Origin of the sequence: Ramlibacter albus (assembly GCF_014297445.1) — a bacterium.
In the GTDB taxonomy this organism is placed as follows: Bacteria; Pseudomonadota; Gammaproteobacteria; order Burkholderiales; family Burkholderiaceae_C; genus Ramlibacter; species Ramlibacter albus.
In genome coordinates this window covers 1052370-1067406 of sequence record NZ_JACORU010000001.1, presented here as the reverse complement: position 1 = coordinate 1067406, position 15037 = coordinate 1052370, and the positions used below count along the sequence as shown (strand labels likewise).

Below are 15037 nucleotides of genomic sequence, written 5' to 3'. Positions count from 1 at the left end.
GTTAAACCGCCTCCGCCTCCGGCCACAAATTCGGGAAGTAAAACCGCAGCGCGTGCTGCGGCACGCCGAACCGCAGCTTGCCGTGCGGTGAGTCGGACAGTACCAACCCGCGCTTGAGCAGCGCCGACACCTGGGCGGTCGCCAGCCGATCGCCCAGGCCAAGCAGCGCCTTGAACTCGCTGCGCTCCATCTCGCCTTGCGAAGCGAACAGGTAGTGCAGCGCGCGGAGCGCCTCGGTTCGCACGCCTGACTTCACAACGTTCTCCTCATAGTGCAGGCAGGCGGCAATGCGGTCCTTCATGCCATCCAGCTGCAGCAGGCCTGCCATGAAGCGCACCTGGTCCAGGCACAGGTCGAGCACGTATGCGATCCACTCCACCAACGCACGCTCGGAGAGATTGCCGCGCCCGTCGAGATCCCCCGCGCGCGGCTCGTCGGCCGCGGCAAGCAGCGCGTAGTACTTGTCACGGCTGCGCGCAAACCCACGCAGCGGCGACCACAGCCCGTTGGTGAGCCCGAGCTTGCCAAGCACCAGGTGCGTGTGCAGCCGCATCACGCGGCCATTGCCGTCGCGGAAGGGGTGAATCCAGCCGAGCCGCTGGTGCGACGCCGCAGCGGCAACGATGGAGCGCGTGTGGTCCCCCCAGATGGTGAGCGACATCCACCAGGACCTTTTTGCGCGCCTGCCCGAGGAGGACCGCACGCTGGACGAGGGCGCGGTGCTGCAGCCTGGCGAGCTGCGGGACCGCGAGGTTTCCGTCGGCGTGCATGCGGCGCCGGCCAGCGCGGCGATCGGCCGGATGCTCGAGCGCTGGGCCAGCTTCTACCTCGGGGTGCGGCGGGGTGAGCTGCAGATCACGGCGGGCCATGTCGGCGTCCGCGGAATAGTCGTTGCGCAGGGCACGCTCGATGTCCAGCGGCAGGGTGTGCTGCCCCTCGATCTTGTTGCTGTAGTACGAGTTCATCGCACGCAGCAGCGTGCGCAGCCCGGTCAGCGCCCCCGGCTGGGCGAAGCCGCCCAGGCGATGCGCCTCGCCCTGCAGGTCATGCGCGCGCTCCAGCAGCGGCCCGAGGCGGTGCTCGCCGGGCAGCAGTGGCTCCATCTGGGACGGGTGGTCGTAGAGCGCGAATTCTTGCGACTTTGACTGCACGCCTAAGTTATTGATCTGAAAGGGAATTCCAGCAAACGTGCGCGAGTTTTTGCGACTTCGTTTGCGACCTCCCTACAAGCCCTCCAGCAGCGCCACCGCCCGCTTGTACCGGTTGATCCGCTCCAGGTCCTTCTCGGTCAGCACCGCGATGCGCCAGATGTCCAGGTTGTCGCGCAGGTCCGCCATCTTCACCGTCCGCCCGATCGGGTTGGCGGCGGCGCGGCGCACGAAGTCCATGTAGTCCTCGCCCTCGACCTTGGTCACCGAGCGCAGCGCCTCCACCAGCTCCGGCGTGAAGCCCTCGGCCGGCAGCCGCTCGAAGTTCCAGCCGGCGCAGTCTTCGCAAACGTCGTGGAAGACGGCGACGATGCGCGCCGCCTCCGTGCGCTGGGCCATCATCACGCGCAGGGGGTGCAGGATGTAGGGGGCGCCGGCCTTGTCCAGCTGGCCGGTGTGGGCGTGCGAGGCGAGGGAGATGGCGCGTTCGAGGGTGATCATGGCGGGCTCCTGGGGAGATTCTGATGTCTAAGATCGCAAATTGCGACCTTAAAGATCGGCCCTGAGCTCCTGACGCCCTACTAGAGACCCGACTGCGAGTCTTTAAGATCACAATTCGTGACCTTAAAGAGTGGCCGTGCCGTGTCGCACGCTCAGCAACGTTCGTAAGCGGGCAGCGGTCAGGAAGTGAGGTTTCGCGTGCAGTATCTCGTCGTCATCGAGGAAGGCCCCACCGGGTTTGGCGCCTATGTGCCCGACCTGGCAGGCTGCGTGGCTGCCGGGAAGACGCGCGAGGAAGTCACGCAGCTCATTCACGAGGCAATTGAGTTTCACATTGAAGGTATGAAGGAGGATGGCCTGCCGATCCCTCCTCCGCATTCGTTCGGGCAGATGGTCGAAGTGCAAACGTAACGGCCGCTTGAGCCGAACGCTGCGCTGACTGCCCGTCCGCTGAAGCAATCCGCTCGTGCACCAGCCTAGAACGGCCGCACGCCGATCCACATGGCGTGCAGCACCATCGCGAACACCACATACACGATGAGCCCGACGACAACCGTCGCCGCCGTCATCCCCGCGCTGGCAGGCGCCGGCGCCGGCACCGTGCTGCGCGGGTCGTGCGGGCTGCCCAGGGCCGCCGCGTCGCGCAAGCGCGCCGCCCGGAAACCCAGCACCGCCCACACCAGGAAGCTGCCGAACAGCAGCACGTCCGCGAGGTTGCCGTTGGACAGCAGGTGCGCCAGCGCCCACAGTTTGACCGACAGGATCTGCGGGTGCTTCAGCCGCGCATTGAGCGCGTTGCGCGGCACGTAGGCGGCCACGAAGAGCGGGAACACCGGCAGCATCAGCAGCGCGGTGACGTGCTTCATCCACGTGGGCGGGTCCCAGATCGGCATCTGCATGCGCGACTGGCCGTAGCCGTAGACGACGAGCACGAAGCCGGCGATGGAGAGCACCGAGTAAATGCCCTTGAACGGCAGCTCGCCCAGACGGGCGACGGTGGCGGTGCGCCAGGTGTTGGCGAAGATGCGGGTGCTGTGGACGCCTAGGAATAACAACAGGCCGAGGAGGAGGAGGGCCATGGGGTGGGGCCTTTCGGGGGCTGTGGTATGGGGATTGTGCCAAGGGACTTGCGAAGAAGTAGAACTTCGTCTTCTGGCAGTGAAGAGGTCATAGAGGGGGAAACCGACCTACCGGGTGATGGCGCCGTTACTAACCCAACGTGCTCAATCGCGGCCCTCCGACAACTAATGGCCACAAAGTGCACTTCCGGCGCGCCCATGCGACGTGCACCCAGCGGGCCTTTTCCTTGTTGGGGACTTGAGGAGATCGGCAACTACCTTTCTAATACATGGATAGCGGAGACCGTGCCGTCTGAGACAAGCCGCGAAAGAGGAGGTAGGTATTTGGCGACCGCAACATGGATGCTGTCGGGCGGGCGCCTAGCGCTAAGAACCGAGTCCGGAGTGCAGATTAGCGTCGGCGCTACGACGATATTTGATATCGTCTTCAAAGGTCAGAGAGTAGTAGAGGGGTACGACGTGGCCCACCCTCACGACCAGCTGGCTGATCTTACGTTTTCACGATTCCCGGCCGAGGTGGCCCTTAGGGTTCAAGACTCCGAGCGAGGAATCGAATTGACCTGCGGTGTACTCGCAGAGGGAATATTCGAATCTCTTCGACCGGGCGCTGATCAGATAATCGTCAATGCTCGATGGTTTCCCGTCAGTACCAGCCAAGTCCAACAGCTCGAAGAGTGGCTTGGTGCGACACTGGGGTCGAAACAGGAGCAGCAGCCCGTCGGTGCTCTTGTCGCAATTCGGACGCGACCGGACGTTCCAGCCAAACTGATCGACTTGGCAAAGGGCGATGCGAAGGCGATGTCGGTGCAGCGGCCGCTGCGCGCCGACGAACTCCCGAACCTGAATGCAAAGCTGTACCCGTACCAAGCTGAGGGTGTCGGTTTTCTTAGACGAATGTGCGATCAGTCAATCGGTTGCGTGCTCGCCGACGAAATGGGGCTTGGTAAAACCCTTCAGATCATCGCTCTGTTGTGCAATGAAGCGATTCAACGTCGCCGACCATCGCTAATAGTTGCCCCCGCAACGCTTCTGGAAAACTGGCGACGTGAGATCGCGAGTTTTGCGCCTTCTCTATCCGTTTATGTTCATCGCGGATCAGACCGACACGGGATTGCCAGCAGACTCTTGGGTGCTGACTTAACGCTTGTTTCATACGAGACCGCCGTGAGAGACGAGCCTCTTCTGTCCGAAATCTCATGGAACGTAGTCGCACTCGACGAAGCGCAGAACATAAAGAACCCAGCCGCTCAGCGAACGGCGTCCGTGAAGCGACTTCCACGGCGAGTTGGAATTGCGATTACCGGTACTCCCCTCGAGAACCGGATTGACGATCTGTGGTCAATCGTCGACTTTGCGCTCCCGCGCCTGCTCGGCGACCTAGACGCCTTTCGCAGAGAATTCGCAGATCAATTAGCCGATGCCGAAAGAGTCGGACTGCTTGTAGCGCCGGTTCTACTCCGCAGGCGAGTCCGGGAGGTGGCAAACGATCTCCCGGAAAGAGTAGATATCGCCCAACCGCTGGAACTCGAAAGCCCTTGGGCTGAGATGTATGAGGCCCTGCGAAAACAAATCCAGACTGAATATGGGCGGGCGGGCGCATTGGTGGCACTGGGAAAGTTGCGGATATTTTGTGCAAACCCCTCTTCTGCTACGAACGAGCTGCCGAGAGACATCGAATTTCCTAAGGTGACACGCCTGCTGGAGATCCTAGAAGAGGTCTTCGCTTTGGGCGAGAAGGCTCTGATTTTCACTTCATATCTCGATGTCGCTGATCGCCTTGCAGAGGCGATTACTGCGATGGACGCGAGCGCGTTTGTCGCAACGATTGATGGGCGACTCTCAGTGGAACGTAGGCAGCCGACTGTTGACGAGTTCTTCGCGTTCTCAGGAGCTGGTGTTTTGCTACTGAATCCAAAGGCCGCTGGAGTCGGTCTCAATATCACGGCGGCAAACCACGTCATTCACTACAACCCGGAATGGAATCCGGCGCTTACTGATCAAGCAACAGCACGAGCATACAGGCGACGTCAGGCGAAAGGCGTGACGGTGCATCACCTCTACTACGTGAACACCGTCGAAAGCGTTATCGTGGAGCGCGCATCTTTCAAGCGCCTACTTGCCGGGGAGGCAGTAACAGGCCATGGAGGCGAAATCGAGCCGGAAGCACTGGCGAGAGCACTCCAAGTTTCACCGTTACTCCGTGAGAAGGAAAAATGAGCAGTCAGGTTGTAAAGCGACTTTCAGCAAACGACGTCGGTGACACCGGGGGCCATCAGGCGGGAATTCTGGTCCCCTTGGACCCCGAAATCCTGGCCTTCTTTCCGAAACTCAACACTGCTGAAAAAAATCCTCGATGTCTAATCACGGTACGGGAGGGTGCGAGCAATGAAAGATGGGACTTCGCGTTCATTTACTACAACAACAAGAAGTTCGGCGGCACCAGGAATGAGTACCGTCTCACGCGAATGACTAAATTCCTTCGGGCGGTGAATGCAAAGGAGGGTGACGAGCTGCGTTTTTGGCACGACGAACAACGCAACTACAGAGTTGAGCTTCGGCGTACGGAGAAGTTGAGGGTGGCAGAAGACGTTCCCGAATTCGGGTCGGCCGTCCTAGTGCTGTCGGGCGGCTGGAAGGTAATCAAATACTAGTTTGAAAAGGATGCACATGACTCCGATCGAAGTTCCTCCTGATGTTGCCCGAATCACCGAAGGGCTTCGAGATACGGGCTACGACTTCAACACAGCTGTTGCCGATGTCATTGACAATTCGATTGCGGCGGGCGCGAACGTAATCGATGTTCGCATTGCGGCCGACTTTGTCGGGGACATATTGATCTCCGTCGCCGATGATGGCGTGGGCATGGACCAAGACGGTCTGATCAACGCTATGAAGTACGGCTCGAAGCGGAGACCTCATGCAAAGAGCCTTGGGAAGTTCGGCTTGGGGCTCAAGACGGCATCAACAGCGTTCTGCAAGAGACTCACCTTGGTGTCTCGGCATGTCGCTGGCGGTAAGCCATTAAAGGCGACGTGGGATCTTGAGGAGATGGCCGCCGCTAATTCCTGGTCTCTTCTGCTCGACACGCCGAGCGTAGACGAGCTGCGGCTACTTGACTCTGTAGCGCCGTCGCACTCAGGGACTGTCGTTCTCTGGGAGAAAGTCGATCGCCTTCTCGAGGGATACAAGGACAAACAGGGACGGCCATTCAAGAAAGCGCTAGACCGCGTCGCGGCGGCGCTCGGCGAGCATATCGCGCTCGTCTATCAGCGGTTTCTCGATCCATCCGACACGCGTGAAAAGACGTGTGAAATACGCGTCAACGGCCAAGCCATTCGTCCGTGGGACCCCTTCTGCTTGAACGAGACAAAGGAGCCTGTTGCAAGGCAGGAATTGGAGGTGGAACTCAACGGCGGCCAGCGCACAAAATTCCTCGTGCGCGCCTTTATCCTGCCACGGAAAGAGGAATTCTCGAGCGATGAAGCACGTGTTGAGGCTCGAATCTCAAATGAGCGGCAAGGCGTCTACGTGTACCGGGAAAATAGACTTATACATGGCCCAGATTGGATGGGGATGTTTAAGCAGGAGCCACACTACAGCCTTCTGCGCGTGGAATTGTCTTTCGATCACACGCTAGATGACGCCTTCCAAGTGGACATCAAGAAATCGCGCATACAGCTGAACGAGGCCCTTTACGAGTGGCTGCGGGACAAGTTCCTAACGGGCCCCCGGCGAGAGGCCGAAGTTCGGTACAGGCGCGGCGCAGCAAGCTTGGCCAAAGGGACGGCCGCGCTCTTGCATACGCCATCTAGCAACGTGATTCATCAAAAGGCACCGGGCCTATCAACGCCCACCGTTCAAGTCGTCGACCCTTCAAGTGGAAAAGTCGAAGTCTCGAACAAGTCGGGCAAGACAACCGCCACAATCAGAATTGTGGACCCGCAAGTGCCGGCGGGAGTCTATGTCGTTACGGCTGACAGTCTTGAAAACGGGGCCCTATGGGAGCCTACGTACGCAGCTAAGGGGCCCGCCGTCTCGTTGAATCTGGGGCATCCGTACTATACGAAGGCGTATCTGCCTAACAAGGCAAACAGCATCGTGGTCCAAGCACTGGACTATATGTTATGGGCGCTGGCCAATGCCGAATTGAATAATCTGAATGACGACAATAAGGATGCATTCGAGGAGTTTCGGATCGAGGTGTCGCGCAATCTGAAAAAACTGGTAGCTGACCTTCCCGACCCTCCTACCGAGCCGAGTGAGGCTTGATGAGTAAGGAGTTCGACCTGCCGCGCGTATGCGGGGTGCTGCAAGAGCGATTTGGAGTCGCGCTAACGTCCTCCTACCAAGAGGTTGATGGCGGAAAGTTTCCCGTGATCCGACCCACGGATTTAGCCGACGGGAACGGATTTTCCATTGTGATTGCGCGCTCGATAAGACAGGTCGAAGTCATTTTCCACCCCGACAACTTCGCGGCTGGATTGATTCGTCAGATGTGGCGCTCCGATCCTTCAGCGTTCAAGACTTTTGCCGCGCTCCGGACGAGTGCGGAATGGGATGGCTCGCGTGTGTACGTCGCGGTGGACGGAGTGCCTGCTCCGGAACTGGCGCCCACAACGGAGCCATGGCGGAAGATTGAGATCGAAGCCTCGAAACGGATAGTTGCCGCGAAGGTTACTGACAACGACGTCTTTGACACTGTGCTCGAGTGCACCTCGGTCGCGTTGGGCCTTACTCTTTCCCTCCTTGTGTCAGAGGAAGTGGTGAGTGCAGAAGATGATGTTCGTGGATTGCCTGAAGGAGCTCGGACGCGTATCGAAGTGAATCGCTACGAGCGAAGTCCTGCAAATCGAGCTGCCTGCATTGCGCACCACGGCCTCGTCTGCAAAGCGTGCGGGTTCGACTTTGGTGCGTTCTACGGAGACTTGGGCTCGGGCTACATCCAAGTCCATCACCGAGTTCCAGTGTCGAAGATGGGGGAGGACTATTTTGTCAATCCGGTGGCCGATCTGATCCCCGTCTGCGCCAACTGTCACGCGATGCTGCATCGATCCGATCCGCCAATGGAGGTCGAAGAGCTCGCGCGAAGGTTGAAGCAGTGAGCTCACTGGTCGGACTTCCACAATGCAGCCCGACGAGATACACTGTATGGATACACACCCCACACTCCGATGACCACACCGACATTTACGTTCATCGACCTCTTTGCGGGCATTGGTGGGATTCGCCAGGCGTTCGACCAGATCGGCGGCGAATGCGTGTTCACAAGCGAATGGGATCCATTCGCGCGACGAACTTATTCAGCGAACTACGGCGTCCCAGAGCGAGAAATCGCTGGTGATATTTGGGAAGTGAACATCGCGGACATTCCGTCGCACGACGTTCTTGTCGGGGGATTCCCCTGCCAGCCTTTCTCGCTCGCTGGTGTTTCGAAGAAGAATGCTCTTGGTCGGGCACACGGGTTCGCATGTGATGCGCAGGGGACGCTGTTCTTCAGGATTGCGGAGATTTTGAAGGCCAAGCGCCCCCACGCGTTCCTATTGGAGAACGTCAAGAACCTCCAATCTCATAACGGTGGGCATACATATCGCGTGATCAAGCACGTGCTGGAAGAAGAACTGAGGTACGACCTGCACACGATGGTCATCGACGGAAAGAGGTGGACGCCTCAGCACCGAGAGCGAATCTTCATGGTGGGGTTCGCAAAGGAGCACCACGTCCGATTCGAGTGGGGCGCTGAGAGCTGGCCCGGCGCCGGACAACGTCGCTTGCGGGAAATACTTGAACCAGCGTCAACTGTCTCTCCGAAGTACACGTTGAGCGACAAACTATGGACTTATCTGCAGGACTATCGCAGAAAGCATGAGCGAGCGGGAAATGGCTTTGGTTATTCACTCGTCGGTCCGCAAGACACGACTCGCACACTTTCTGCCAGGTACCACAAAGATGGCTCGGAGATTCTTGTGGACCAAGGACGATCAAGAAATCCGCGAAGACTCACGCCGCGAGAATGCGCGAGGCTCATGGGTTTTCCAGAAGACTTTCAGTTCGTCGTCTCGGATACCCAGCTCTATCGGCAATTTGGAAACTCTGTTGTCGTTCCGGCAGTTAAGGCTGTCGCTGAAGCTATGTCGCCGCATCTTAGAGTGATCGTGGGACAAAAGAAGCGCGCCCCAGGACAAGAGCTCCGTCTCGTCTACTCGAATCCGGTTCTGAAAAAGAAGAATGACCAAGTGCAGAAGCGAAAGGTTCGAATCCCGAAAGTTGCTTGATTGTTGATCGTCCGTGGCGCAGTACTGAGCGGAAGACGAGCGATCTAGGTAGGTCAGAGTGCCGCACAGATGAGCGCCAGACGACCTAGGGCGTCTGATGATTAGACTCAGCTAGCACGCGCCAGAATAGGCTTTCAAGGTTTTCGGGAGTTCGTGTCTCACATTCCCAGACCACGATAGGACTCCACCCGCACATTCTGACCAGATCCTCTTTGATTTGGTCACGTAGGACGTTCCCCTCGAATTTCTTCTGCCAGAACTCGACATTCGAAGAAGGCGTAGTCGCGAAGCGGCATCCAGGGTGTCGGTGCCAGAAGCAACCGTGCACAAAGATTGCCACCCGGTGCTGCGGAAGGATGATGTCAGGAGTGCCAGGTAGGCGGCGATCGTGCACGCGGAACCGTAGCCCCGCAGCATGCAAGTAGCGGCGGACGGCCAGCTCGGGCTGCGTGTCCTTTGGCCCGATACCGGCCATCATCGACGACCGTTTGGCCGCGTCGACGACGTCAGCCATGATCGACGTGCACGCTACACATACGGCGCACTTGCGTTCTTGGCGAGCTTGGTACGTTGTCTCTCCAGCTCTTGCTCTGCCGAGTCGGAAATGTCGGCGAACAGTACAACGCCCGCTCCCGTCAACAGCTTGAGCACCAAGCCAAGCCGCGCGGTTGGCTTTCCCCGCTCCACGTCCGCAGTCTTGCGAACCGCGCGCAGCAGCACCGCAACATCTTCGGGAGAGCGAACAGGATGCCTCATAAGAAAATGCCTGCGATCGCAGGCATTTCAGGCTGTTTCAGCCGTTCGACGCGAGAAATGCCTACGCTCGTAGGCATTTCATCAAACGTCAATATTCGCGGCCCGCAAGGCATTGCTCTCGATGAAGTCCCGACGAGGCTCCACCTCATCCCCCATCAGCATGGTGAAGACTTTGTCCGCCTCGATCGCATCCTCGATCTGCACCCGCAGCAACCGGCGCACTTGCGGATCCATCGTCGTCTCCCAAAGCTGCTCGGGGTTCATCTCCCCCAGCCCCTTGTACCGCTGACGGCTCGTCCCGCGCTCGGCTTCGGAAATGAGCCAGCGCATGGCGGAACGGAAATCCGAAACCCGCTCTTCCTTCGCCTTCTCACCCTCACCCCGCACCACACGCGCCCCCTCACCCAGCAGCCCGCGGAACGTATCCGCCGCCTCCGCCAGGCTCCGGTAATCCGCGCCATGCACGAAGTCCTGCGTGATCACGGACGACTTGATGTTCCCATGGTGCCGCCGCGAAATGCGCAGGATCGGCTTGTCCGTGCGCACGTCGAACTCGCCGGCCACTTCCGCATCCGGCAGCTTGGCCTGCAGCTCCAGCGCGCTGCGCTCGGCGTCGGGCACGGTGTCCAGGTTCAGGTGCACGCCGTCGGCAATGGCGCGCAGCGCCTCGCCGTCCATGTAGCCATACAGCCGGTTGATCACGCTCTCGGCCGCCTGGTGCTTGCGCGCCAGGTCCGCCAGCTCCTCGCCGGCGATGACGCGGCTCACCGCGCCGCCCGTGTGCACGCTCGCGCCCAGCAGCGCGATGCGCAGCAGGAAGCCGTCGAGCTCGTGCCCGTCCTTCAGGTACAGCTCCTCCTTGCCGGCCTTCACCTTGTACAGCGGCGGCTGCGCGATGTAGATGTGGCCGCGCTCCACCAGCTCGGGCATCTGGCGGTAGAAGAACGTCAGCAGCAGCGTGCGGATGTGCGCGCCGTCCACGTCCGCGTCGGTCATGATGATGATGCGGTGGTAGCGCAGCTTCGCCACGTCGAAATCGTCCGCGCCGCTCTTGCCGCTTTCAATGGCGGCCTTGCCGATGCCGGTGCCCAGCGCGGTGATCAGCGTGACGATCTCGTTGCTGGTCAGAAGCTTCTCGTATCGCGCCTTCTCCACGTTCAGGATCTTGCCGCGCAGCGGCAGGATCGCCTGGAACTTCCGATCACGCCCCTGCTTGGCGGACCCGCCGGCGGAGTCGCCCTCCACGATGTAGATCTCGCACAGCGCCGGGTCTTTCTCCTGGCAGTCCGCCAGCTTCCCGGGCAGGCCCATGCCGTCCAGCACGCCCTTGCGGCGCGTCATCTCGCGCGCCTTGCGCGCAGCCTCGCGCGCACGCGCGGCTTCGACGATCTTGCCGACGATGGTCTTCGCGTCGTTCGGCCGCTCCTGCAGGTAGTCGTTCAGCTTGCTGGCCACCACGTCTTCCACGGGGCCGCGCACTTCGCTGGAAACCAGCTTGTCCTTGGTCTGGCTCGAGAACTTGGGCTCGGGCACCTTCACGCTCAGCACGCACGTGAGGCCCTCGCGCATGTCGTCGCCGGTGATCTCCACCTTGGCCTTCTTGGCCAGCTCGTTCTCTTCGATGTACTTGTTGATCACGCGCGTCATCGCCGCGCGCAGGCCCGTCAGGTGCGTGCCGCCATCCCGCTGCGGGATGTTGTTGGTGAAGCAGAGGACCTGCTCGTTGTAGCCCTCGTTCCACTGCATGGCCACTTCCACGCCGATGGTGGTGCCCTGGTCGCTGTTCTTCTCGCCGATCGCGTGGAAGGCATTCGGGTGCAGCACCCGCTTGCCCTTGTTGATGAAGTCGACGAAGCCCTTCACACCGCCGGCGCCGCTGAAGTCGTCGCTCTTGCCGGTGCGCTCGTCCATCAGGCGGATGGCCACGCCGTTGTTCAGGAAGCTCAGCTCGCGCAGCCGCTTGCTGAGGATCTCGTAGTGGAAGTCGGCGTTTTCCTTGAAGATCTCGTTGTCCGGCAGGAAGTGCACCTCGGTGCCGCGCTTGTCGGTGTCACCCAGGATCAGCATGGGGCGCACCAGCGCCTTCTGGCCCTCGGGGCCGGTCTCTTCCTTCACCTCGCCGCTTTGCACCACCACACCGCGGCAGAACTCCATGGTGTGCACCTTGCCTTCGCGGCGGACGGTTAGCCGCAGGAACTTGCTCAGCGCATTCACGCAGCTCACGCCCACGCCGTGCAGGCCGCCGCTCACCTTGTAGCTGTTCTGGTTGAACTTGCCGCCGGCATGCAGCTCGGTCAGCGCGATCTCGGCCGCGCTGCGCTTGGGCTCGTGCTTGTCGTCCCACTTCAGCCCGGTGGGGATGCCGCGGCCGTTGTCCACCACGCTGATGGAGTTGTCGGTGTGGATGGTGACGACGATGTCGTCGCAGTGGCCGGCCAGCGCCTCGTCGATGCTGTTGTCCACCACCTCGAACACCAGGTGGTGCAGGCCGGTGCCATCGGACGTGTCCCCGATGTACATGCCCGGGCGCTTGCGCACGGCTTCCAGCCCCTCCAGGATCTGGATGGAGCTTGCGCCGTAGTCGTTTGCCGCTGCCGGGGGTTGTTGTTCTTCGGGTTGCGCGTGTTCTTCAGCCATTGAAACTTTCTCAAATCCGCATCGGCATCACGACGTACTTGAAGGTCGTGTTTTCGGGAATCGTGATCAGTGCCGAGCTGTTGGCGTCCGCCAGCTCCATCTTCACCATTTCCTGGTCCATGTTGGCCAGGGCATCGATCAAGTACGTGACGTTGAAGCCGATCTCGATGTCGTCGCCGGCATAGTCGATGTCCAGCTCGTCGACGGCTTCTTCCTGCTCGGCGTTGTTGCTCGCCACGCGCAGGGTGCCGTTCTCCAGGTTCAGGCGCACGCCCTTGAACTTCTCGCTCGTCAGGATGGCGGTGCGCTGCAGGCTGGCCAGCAGCGGCGCGCGGCCCAGGGTGACGGCGTTCTTGTGGTTCTTGGGGATGACGCGGTTGTAGTCGGGGAACTTGCCTTCCACCAGCTTGGTCACGAACTCCATGCCGTCGAAGGCGAACTTGGCCTGGTTGTTCGCGAACTGCATCTCGATCTGGCCTTCGGCCTTGTCGCTGAGCAGGCGCTGCAGCTCCAGCACGGTCTTGCGCGGCAGGATCACCTCTTGCCGCGGCACCTCTACATCTAGGGTCGCCGAAGCAAAAGCCAAGCGGTGGCCGTCGGTGGCCACGAGCGAAAGCTGCTTGCCTTCGGCCACGAAGAGGATGCCGTTCAAGTAATAGCGGATGTCGTGCACCGCCATCGCGAAGCTCACCTGGTTCAGCAGGTCCTTCAGCGCCTTCTGCGGCACCTTGAAGGCGGGGCCGAAGCTCGGGGCCTCCTGCACGAGCGGGAAGTCCTCGGCCGGCAGCGTCTGCAGCGTGAACTTGCTCTTGCCGCCCTTGAGGATCAACTTGTTCTGGCTGCTCTCGATGCTCACCGTCTGGTCGCTGGGCATGGTGCGCAGGATGTCGATGAGTTTGCGCGCGCCCACGGTGGTGGTGTAGTTGCCGCTGTCGCCGTCCATCTCCACGTTCGTGCGGATCTGGATTTCCAGGTCGCTCGTGGTGAACTGCACCGCGCCACCGGTCTTGCGCACCAGCACGTTCGCCAGGATGGGCAGGGTGTGCCGCTTTTCCACGATGCCGGCCACGGACTGCAGCACCGACAGCAGCTTTTCCTGCGTTGCCTTCAAGACGATCATGTCTTCCTCTTCCTATTGTTCGTTTTGCGGCCCTTCTGGGGCCAAAACCAGCATTTTGGCCTAGCCGGGCGCTAGCCCTTCAAGGTCTGCTCCAGCACGTGAAGTTGCTGGTTCAGTTCGGTCACGTTCTGCCGCTCCTGCGCGATCTTGCGCACCGCGTGCAGCACGGTGGTGTGGTCGCGGCCGCCGAAGAGCTCGCCGATTTCGGGCAGGCTTTTCTGCGTCAGCTCCTTGGCCAGGTACATGGCAATCTGCCGCGGCCGCGCGATGCTGGCCGGCCGCTTCTTGCTGTACATGTCCGCCACCTTGATCTTGTAGTAGTCGGCCACGGTCTTCTGGATGTTCTCCACGCTGATCTGCCGGTTCTGGATCGACAGCAGGTCGCGCAGCGCCTCGCGCGCGAGCGCGATGGAGATTTCCTTCTGGTTGAAGCGGCTGTACGCCAGGATCTTCCTCAGCGCGCCCTCGAGCTCACGCACGTTGCTTCGCACGTTTTTGGCGACGAAGAAGGCCACTTCCTCCGGCATCTCGGCGTTTTCGCTGCGCGCCTTGTTGATGAGGATGGCCACGCGCATCTCCAGCTCGGGCGGCTCGATGGCCACCGTCAGGCCGCTGTCGAAGCGCGAAACCAGCCGCTCGTGGATGTCCGTCAGGCCCTTGGGGTAGGTGTCGGAGGTCATCACGATGTGAGACTTTTTCGTTAACAGCGCCTCGAACGCGTTGAAGAATTCTTCCTGGGTGCGGTCCTTGTTGGCGAAGAACTGCACGTCATCTATCAACAGGAGGTCCAGGCTGTGGTACTTGTCCTTGAATTCATCGAAGGTCTTGCGCTGGTAGGCCTTCACCACGTCGCTCACGAACTGCTCGGCGTGGATGTAAAGCACCTTGCTGCCGGGCTTGTCGGCCAGCAGCTTGTTGCCCACCGCGTGCATCAAATGGGTCTTGCCCAGGCCCACGCCGCCGTAGATGAACAACGGGTTGTACAGCTGGCCGGGCGTTCCGGCCACGTGCATCGCGGCCGCCCGCGCCATGCGGTTGGCAGTGCCTTCGACGAGGGTGTCGAAGGTCAAAGCGGTGTTCAGCCGGGTCTTGAAGCCGCCCGCGGCGGGGTCTTCGTCGGGCTCCACGGGCTCTGCCGCGGCCGCAATGGGCGTGACGGCGGCCGGCGTGGCGTAAGTCTTGACGAGGTTTTCTCGGGGAGTGATGGCTAACTCAAGCTGCACGGGCTGACCGTACAGCTTTTCCAGCAGGCCGGCGATGCGGCCGGCGTACTGGGCCCGCACCCAATCGAGCTTGAACCGGTTGGCCACGTGCAGCGTGACCTTGGAGAAATCGTCGGAGACCGTGGCTGCCAGCGGCTTGATCCACGTGTTGAACTGCTGTTCCGGCAGTTCCTGGGCCAGCTGGTCCACGCACGCCTGCCACAGGCTGTCGCCTGCGCCCAAGCTGGCTGTGGCTGCCAGGCTGTTCAGTTGCCCCTCGCTCATGTGTGCTGTTCCCGCCTGTGGATTAGTTATGTCGCGC

At 60.7% G+C, this 15037-nt stretch carries 13 protein-coding genes and 1 pseudogene; 6 read left to right on the top strand and 8 right to left on the bottom strand.

Annotated elements, in window-relative coordinates; translation table 11 throughout:
• Nucleotide 1: 1 nt before the first annotated feature.
• Nucleotides 2–1103, bottom strand: a pseudogene (locus H8R02_RS30945) (Fic family protein).
• Nucleotides 1104–1223: 120 nt separating this feature from the next.
• Nucleotides 1224–1649 carry a GTP pyrophosphokinase gene (locus H8R02_RS04850; protein ID WP_187080195.1) on the bottom strand — a complete coding sequence of 142 codons (426 nt, stop codon included), beginning with the start codon at nt 1647–1649 and terminating at the stop codon, nt 1224–1226.
• 198 nt (nt 1650–1847) lie between these two features.
• Between H8R02_RS04850 and H8R02_RS04845 the strand changes: the two genes are divergently transcribed.
• Complete coding sequence (locus H8R02_RS04845; RefSeq protein WP_187080194.1) at nt 1848–2060, top strand: type II toxin-antitoxin system HicB family antitoxin; 213 nt, start codon at nt 1848–1850, stop codon at nt 2058–2060.
• Between the two features lie 65 nt (nt 2061–2125).
• On the opposite strand, the gene H8R02_RS04840 is transcribed toward H8R02_RS04845, so the two are convergent.
• Nucleotides 2126–2728: an NnrU family protein gene (locus tag H8R02_RS04840; RefSeq protein WP_187080193.1), complete on the bottom strand. Its 603-nt coding sequence runs from the start codon at nt 2726–2728 to the stop codon at nt 2126–2128.
• Between the two features lie 324 nt (nt 2729–3052).
• On the opposite strand from H8R02_RS04840, the gene H8R02_RS04835 reads away from it, so the two are divergent.
• The 5 genes from H8R02_RS04835 (at nt 3053) to dcm (ending at nt 9000) form a co-directional block, all read left to right on the top strand.
• Entirely contained in the window at nt 3053–4945 is a 1893-nt protein-coding gene (locus tag H8R02_RS04835; protein WP_187080192.1) for a DEAD/DEAH box helicase, read from the top strand.
• Complete coding sequence (locus H8R02_RS04830) at nt 4942–5379, top strand: EcoRII N-terminal effector-binding domain-containing protein (RefSeq protein ID WP_187080191.1); 438 nt, start codon at nt 4942–4944, stop codon at nt 5377–5379. Before H8R02_RS04835 ends, H8R02_RS04830 begins: the two co-directional genes overlap by 4 nt.
• 16 nt (nt 5380–5395) lie before the next feature.
• Nucleotides 5396–6997 (top strand): ATP-binding protein, encoded by a 1602-nt coding sequence (locus H8R02_RS04825; protein WP_222622319.1) that lies wholly within the window; start codon nt 5396–5398, stop codon nt 6995–6997.
• Entirely contained in the window at nt 6997–7830 is an 834-nt protein-coding gene (locus H8R02_RS04820) for an HNH endonuclease (RefSeq protein WP_222622318.1), read from the top strand. Before H8R02_RS04825 ends, H8R02_RS04820 begins: the two co-directional genes overlap by 1 nt.
• A 69-nt stretch (nt 7831–7899) precedes the next feature.
• On the top strand, nt 7900–9000 hold the full coding sequence (dcm, locus tag H8R02_RS04815; RefSeq protein ID WP_187080190.1) for a DNA (cytosine-5-)-methyltransferase: 1101 nt from the start codon (nt 7900–7902) through the stop codon (nt 8998–9000).
• 85 nt (nt 9001–9085) lie between these two features.
• Here dcm and H8R02_RS04810 read toward each other — a convergent pair whose 3' ends face one another.
• The 5 genes from H8R02_RS04810 to dnaA all read right to left on the bottom strand — a co-directional run bounded on the left by H8R02_RS04810 (nt 9086) and on the right by dnaA (nt 15000).
• Nucleotides 9086–9514: a very short patch repair endonuclease gene (locus H8R02_RS04810; RefSeq protein ID WP_187080189.1), complete on the bottom strand. Its 429-nt coding sequence runs from the start codon at nt 9512–9514 to the stop codon at nt 9086–9088.
• A gap of 14 nt (nt 9515–9528) precedes the next feature.
• Nucleotides 9529–9720, bottom strand: a complete 192-nt coding sequence (locus H8R02_RS04805) for a hypothetical protein (RefSeq protein ID WP_187080188.1) — start codon at nt 9718–9720, stop codon at nt 9529–9531.
• Nucleotides 9721–9837: 117 nt separating this feature from the next.
• Nucleotides 9838–12393: a DNA topoisomerase (ATP-hydrolyzing) subunit B gene (gene gyrB / locus H8R02_RS04800; RefSeq protein WP_187080187.1), complete on the bottom strand. Its 2556-nt coding sequence runs from the start codon at nt 12391–12393 to the stop codon at nt 9838–9840.
• Nucleotides 12394–12403: 10 nt separating this feature from the next.
• A complete protein-coding gene (gene dnaN, locus H8R02_RS04795) occupies nt 12404–13513 on the bottom strand; it encodes a DNA polymerase III subunit beta (RefSeq protein ID WP_187080186.1) in 1110 nt (369 codons plus the stop codon).
• Nucleotides 13514–13584: 71 nt separating this feature from the next.
• On the bottom strand, nt 13585–15000 hold the full coding sequence (gene dnaA / locus H8R02_RS04790) for a chromosomal replication initiator protein DnaA (RefSeq protein ID WP_187080185.1): 1416 nt from the start codon (nt 14998–15000) through the stop codon (nt 13585–13587).
• Nucleotides 15001–15037: the final 37 nt, after the last annotated feature.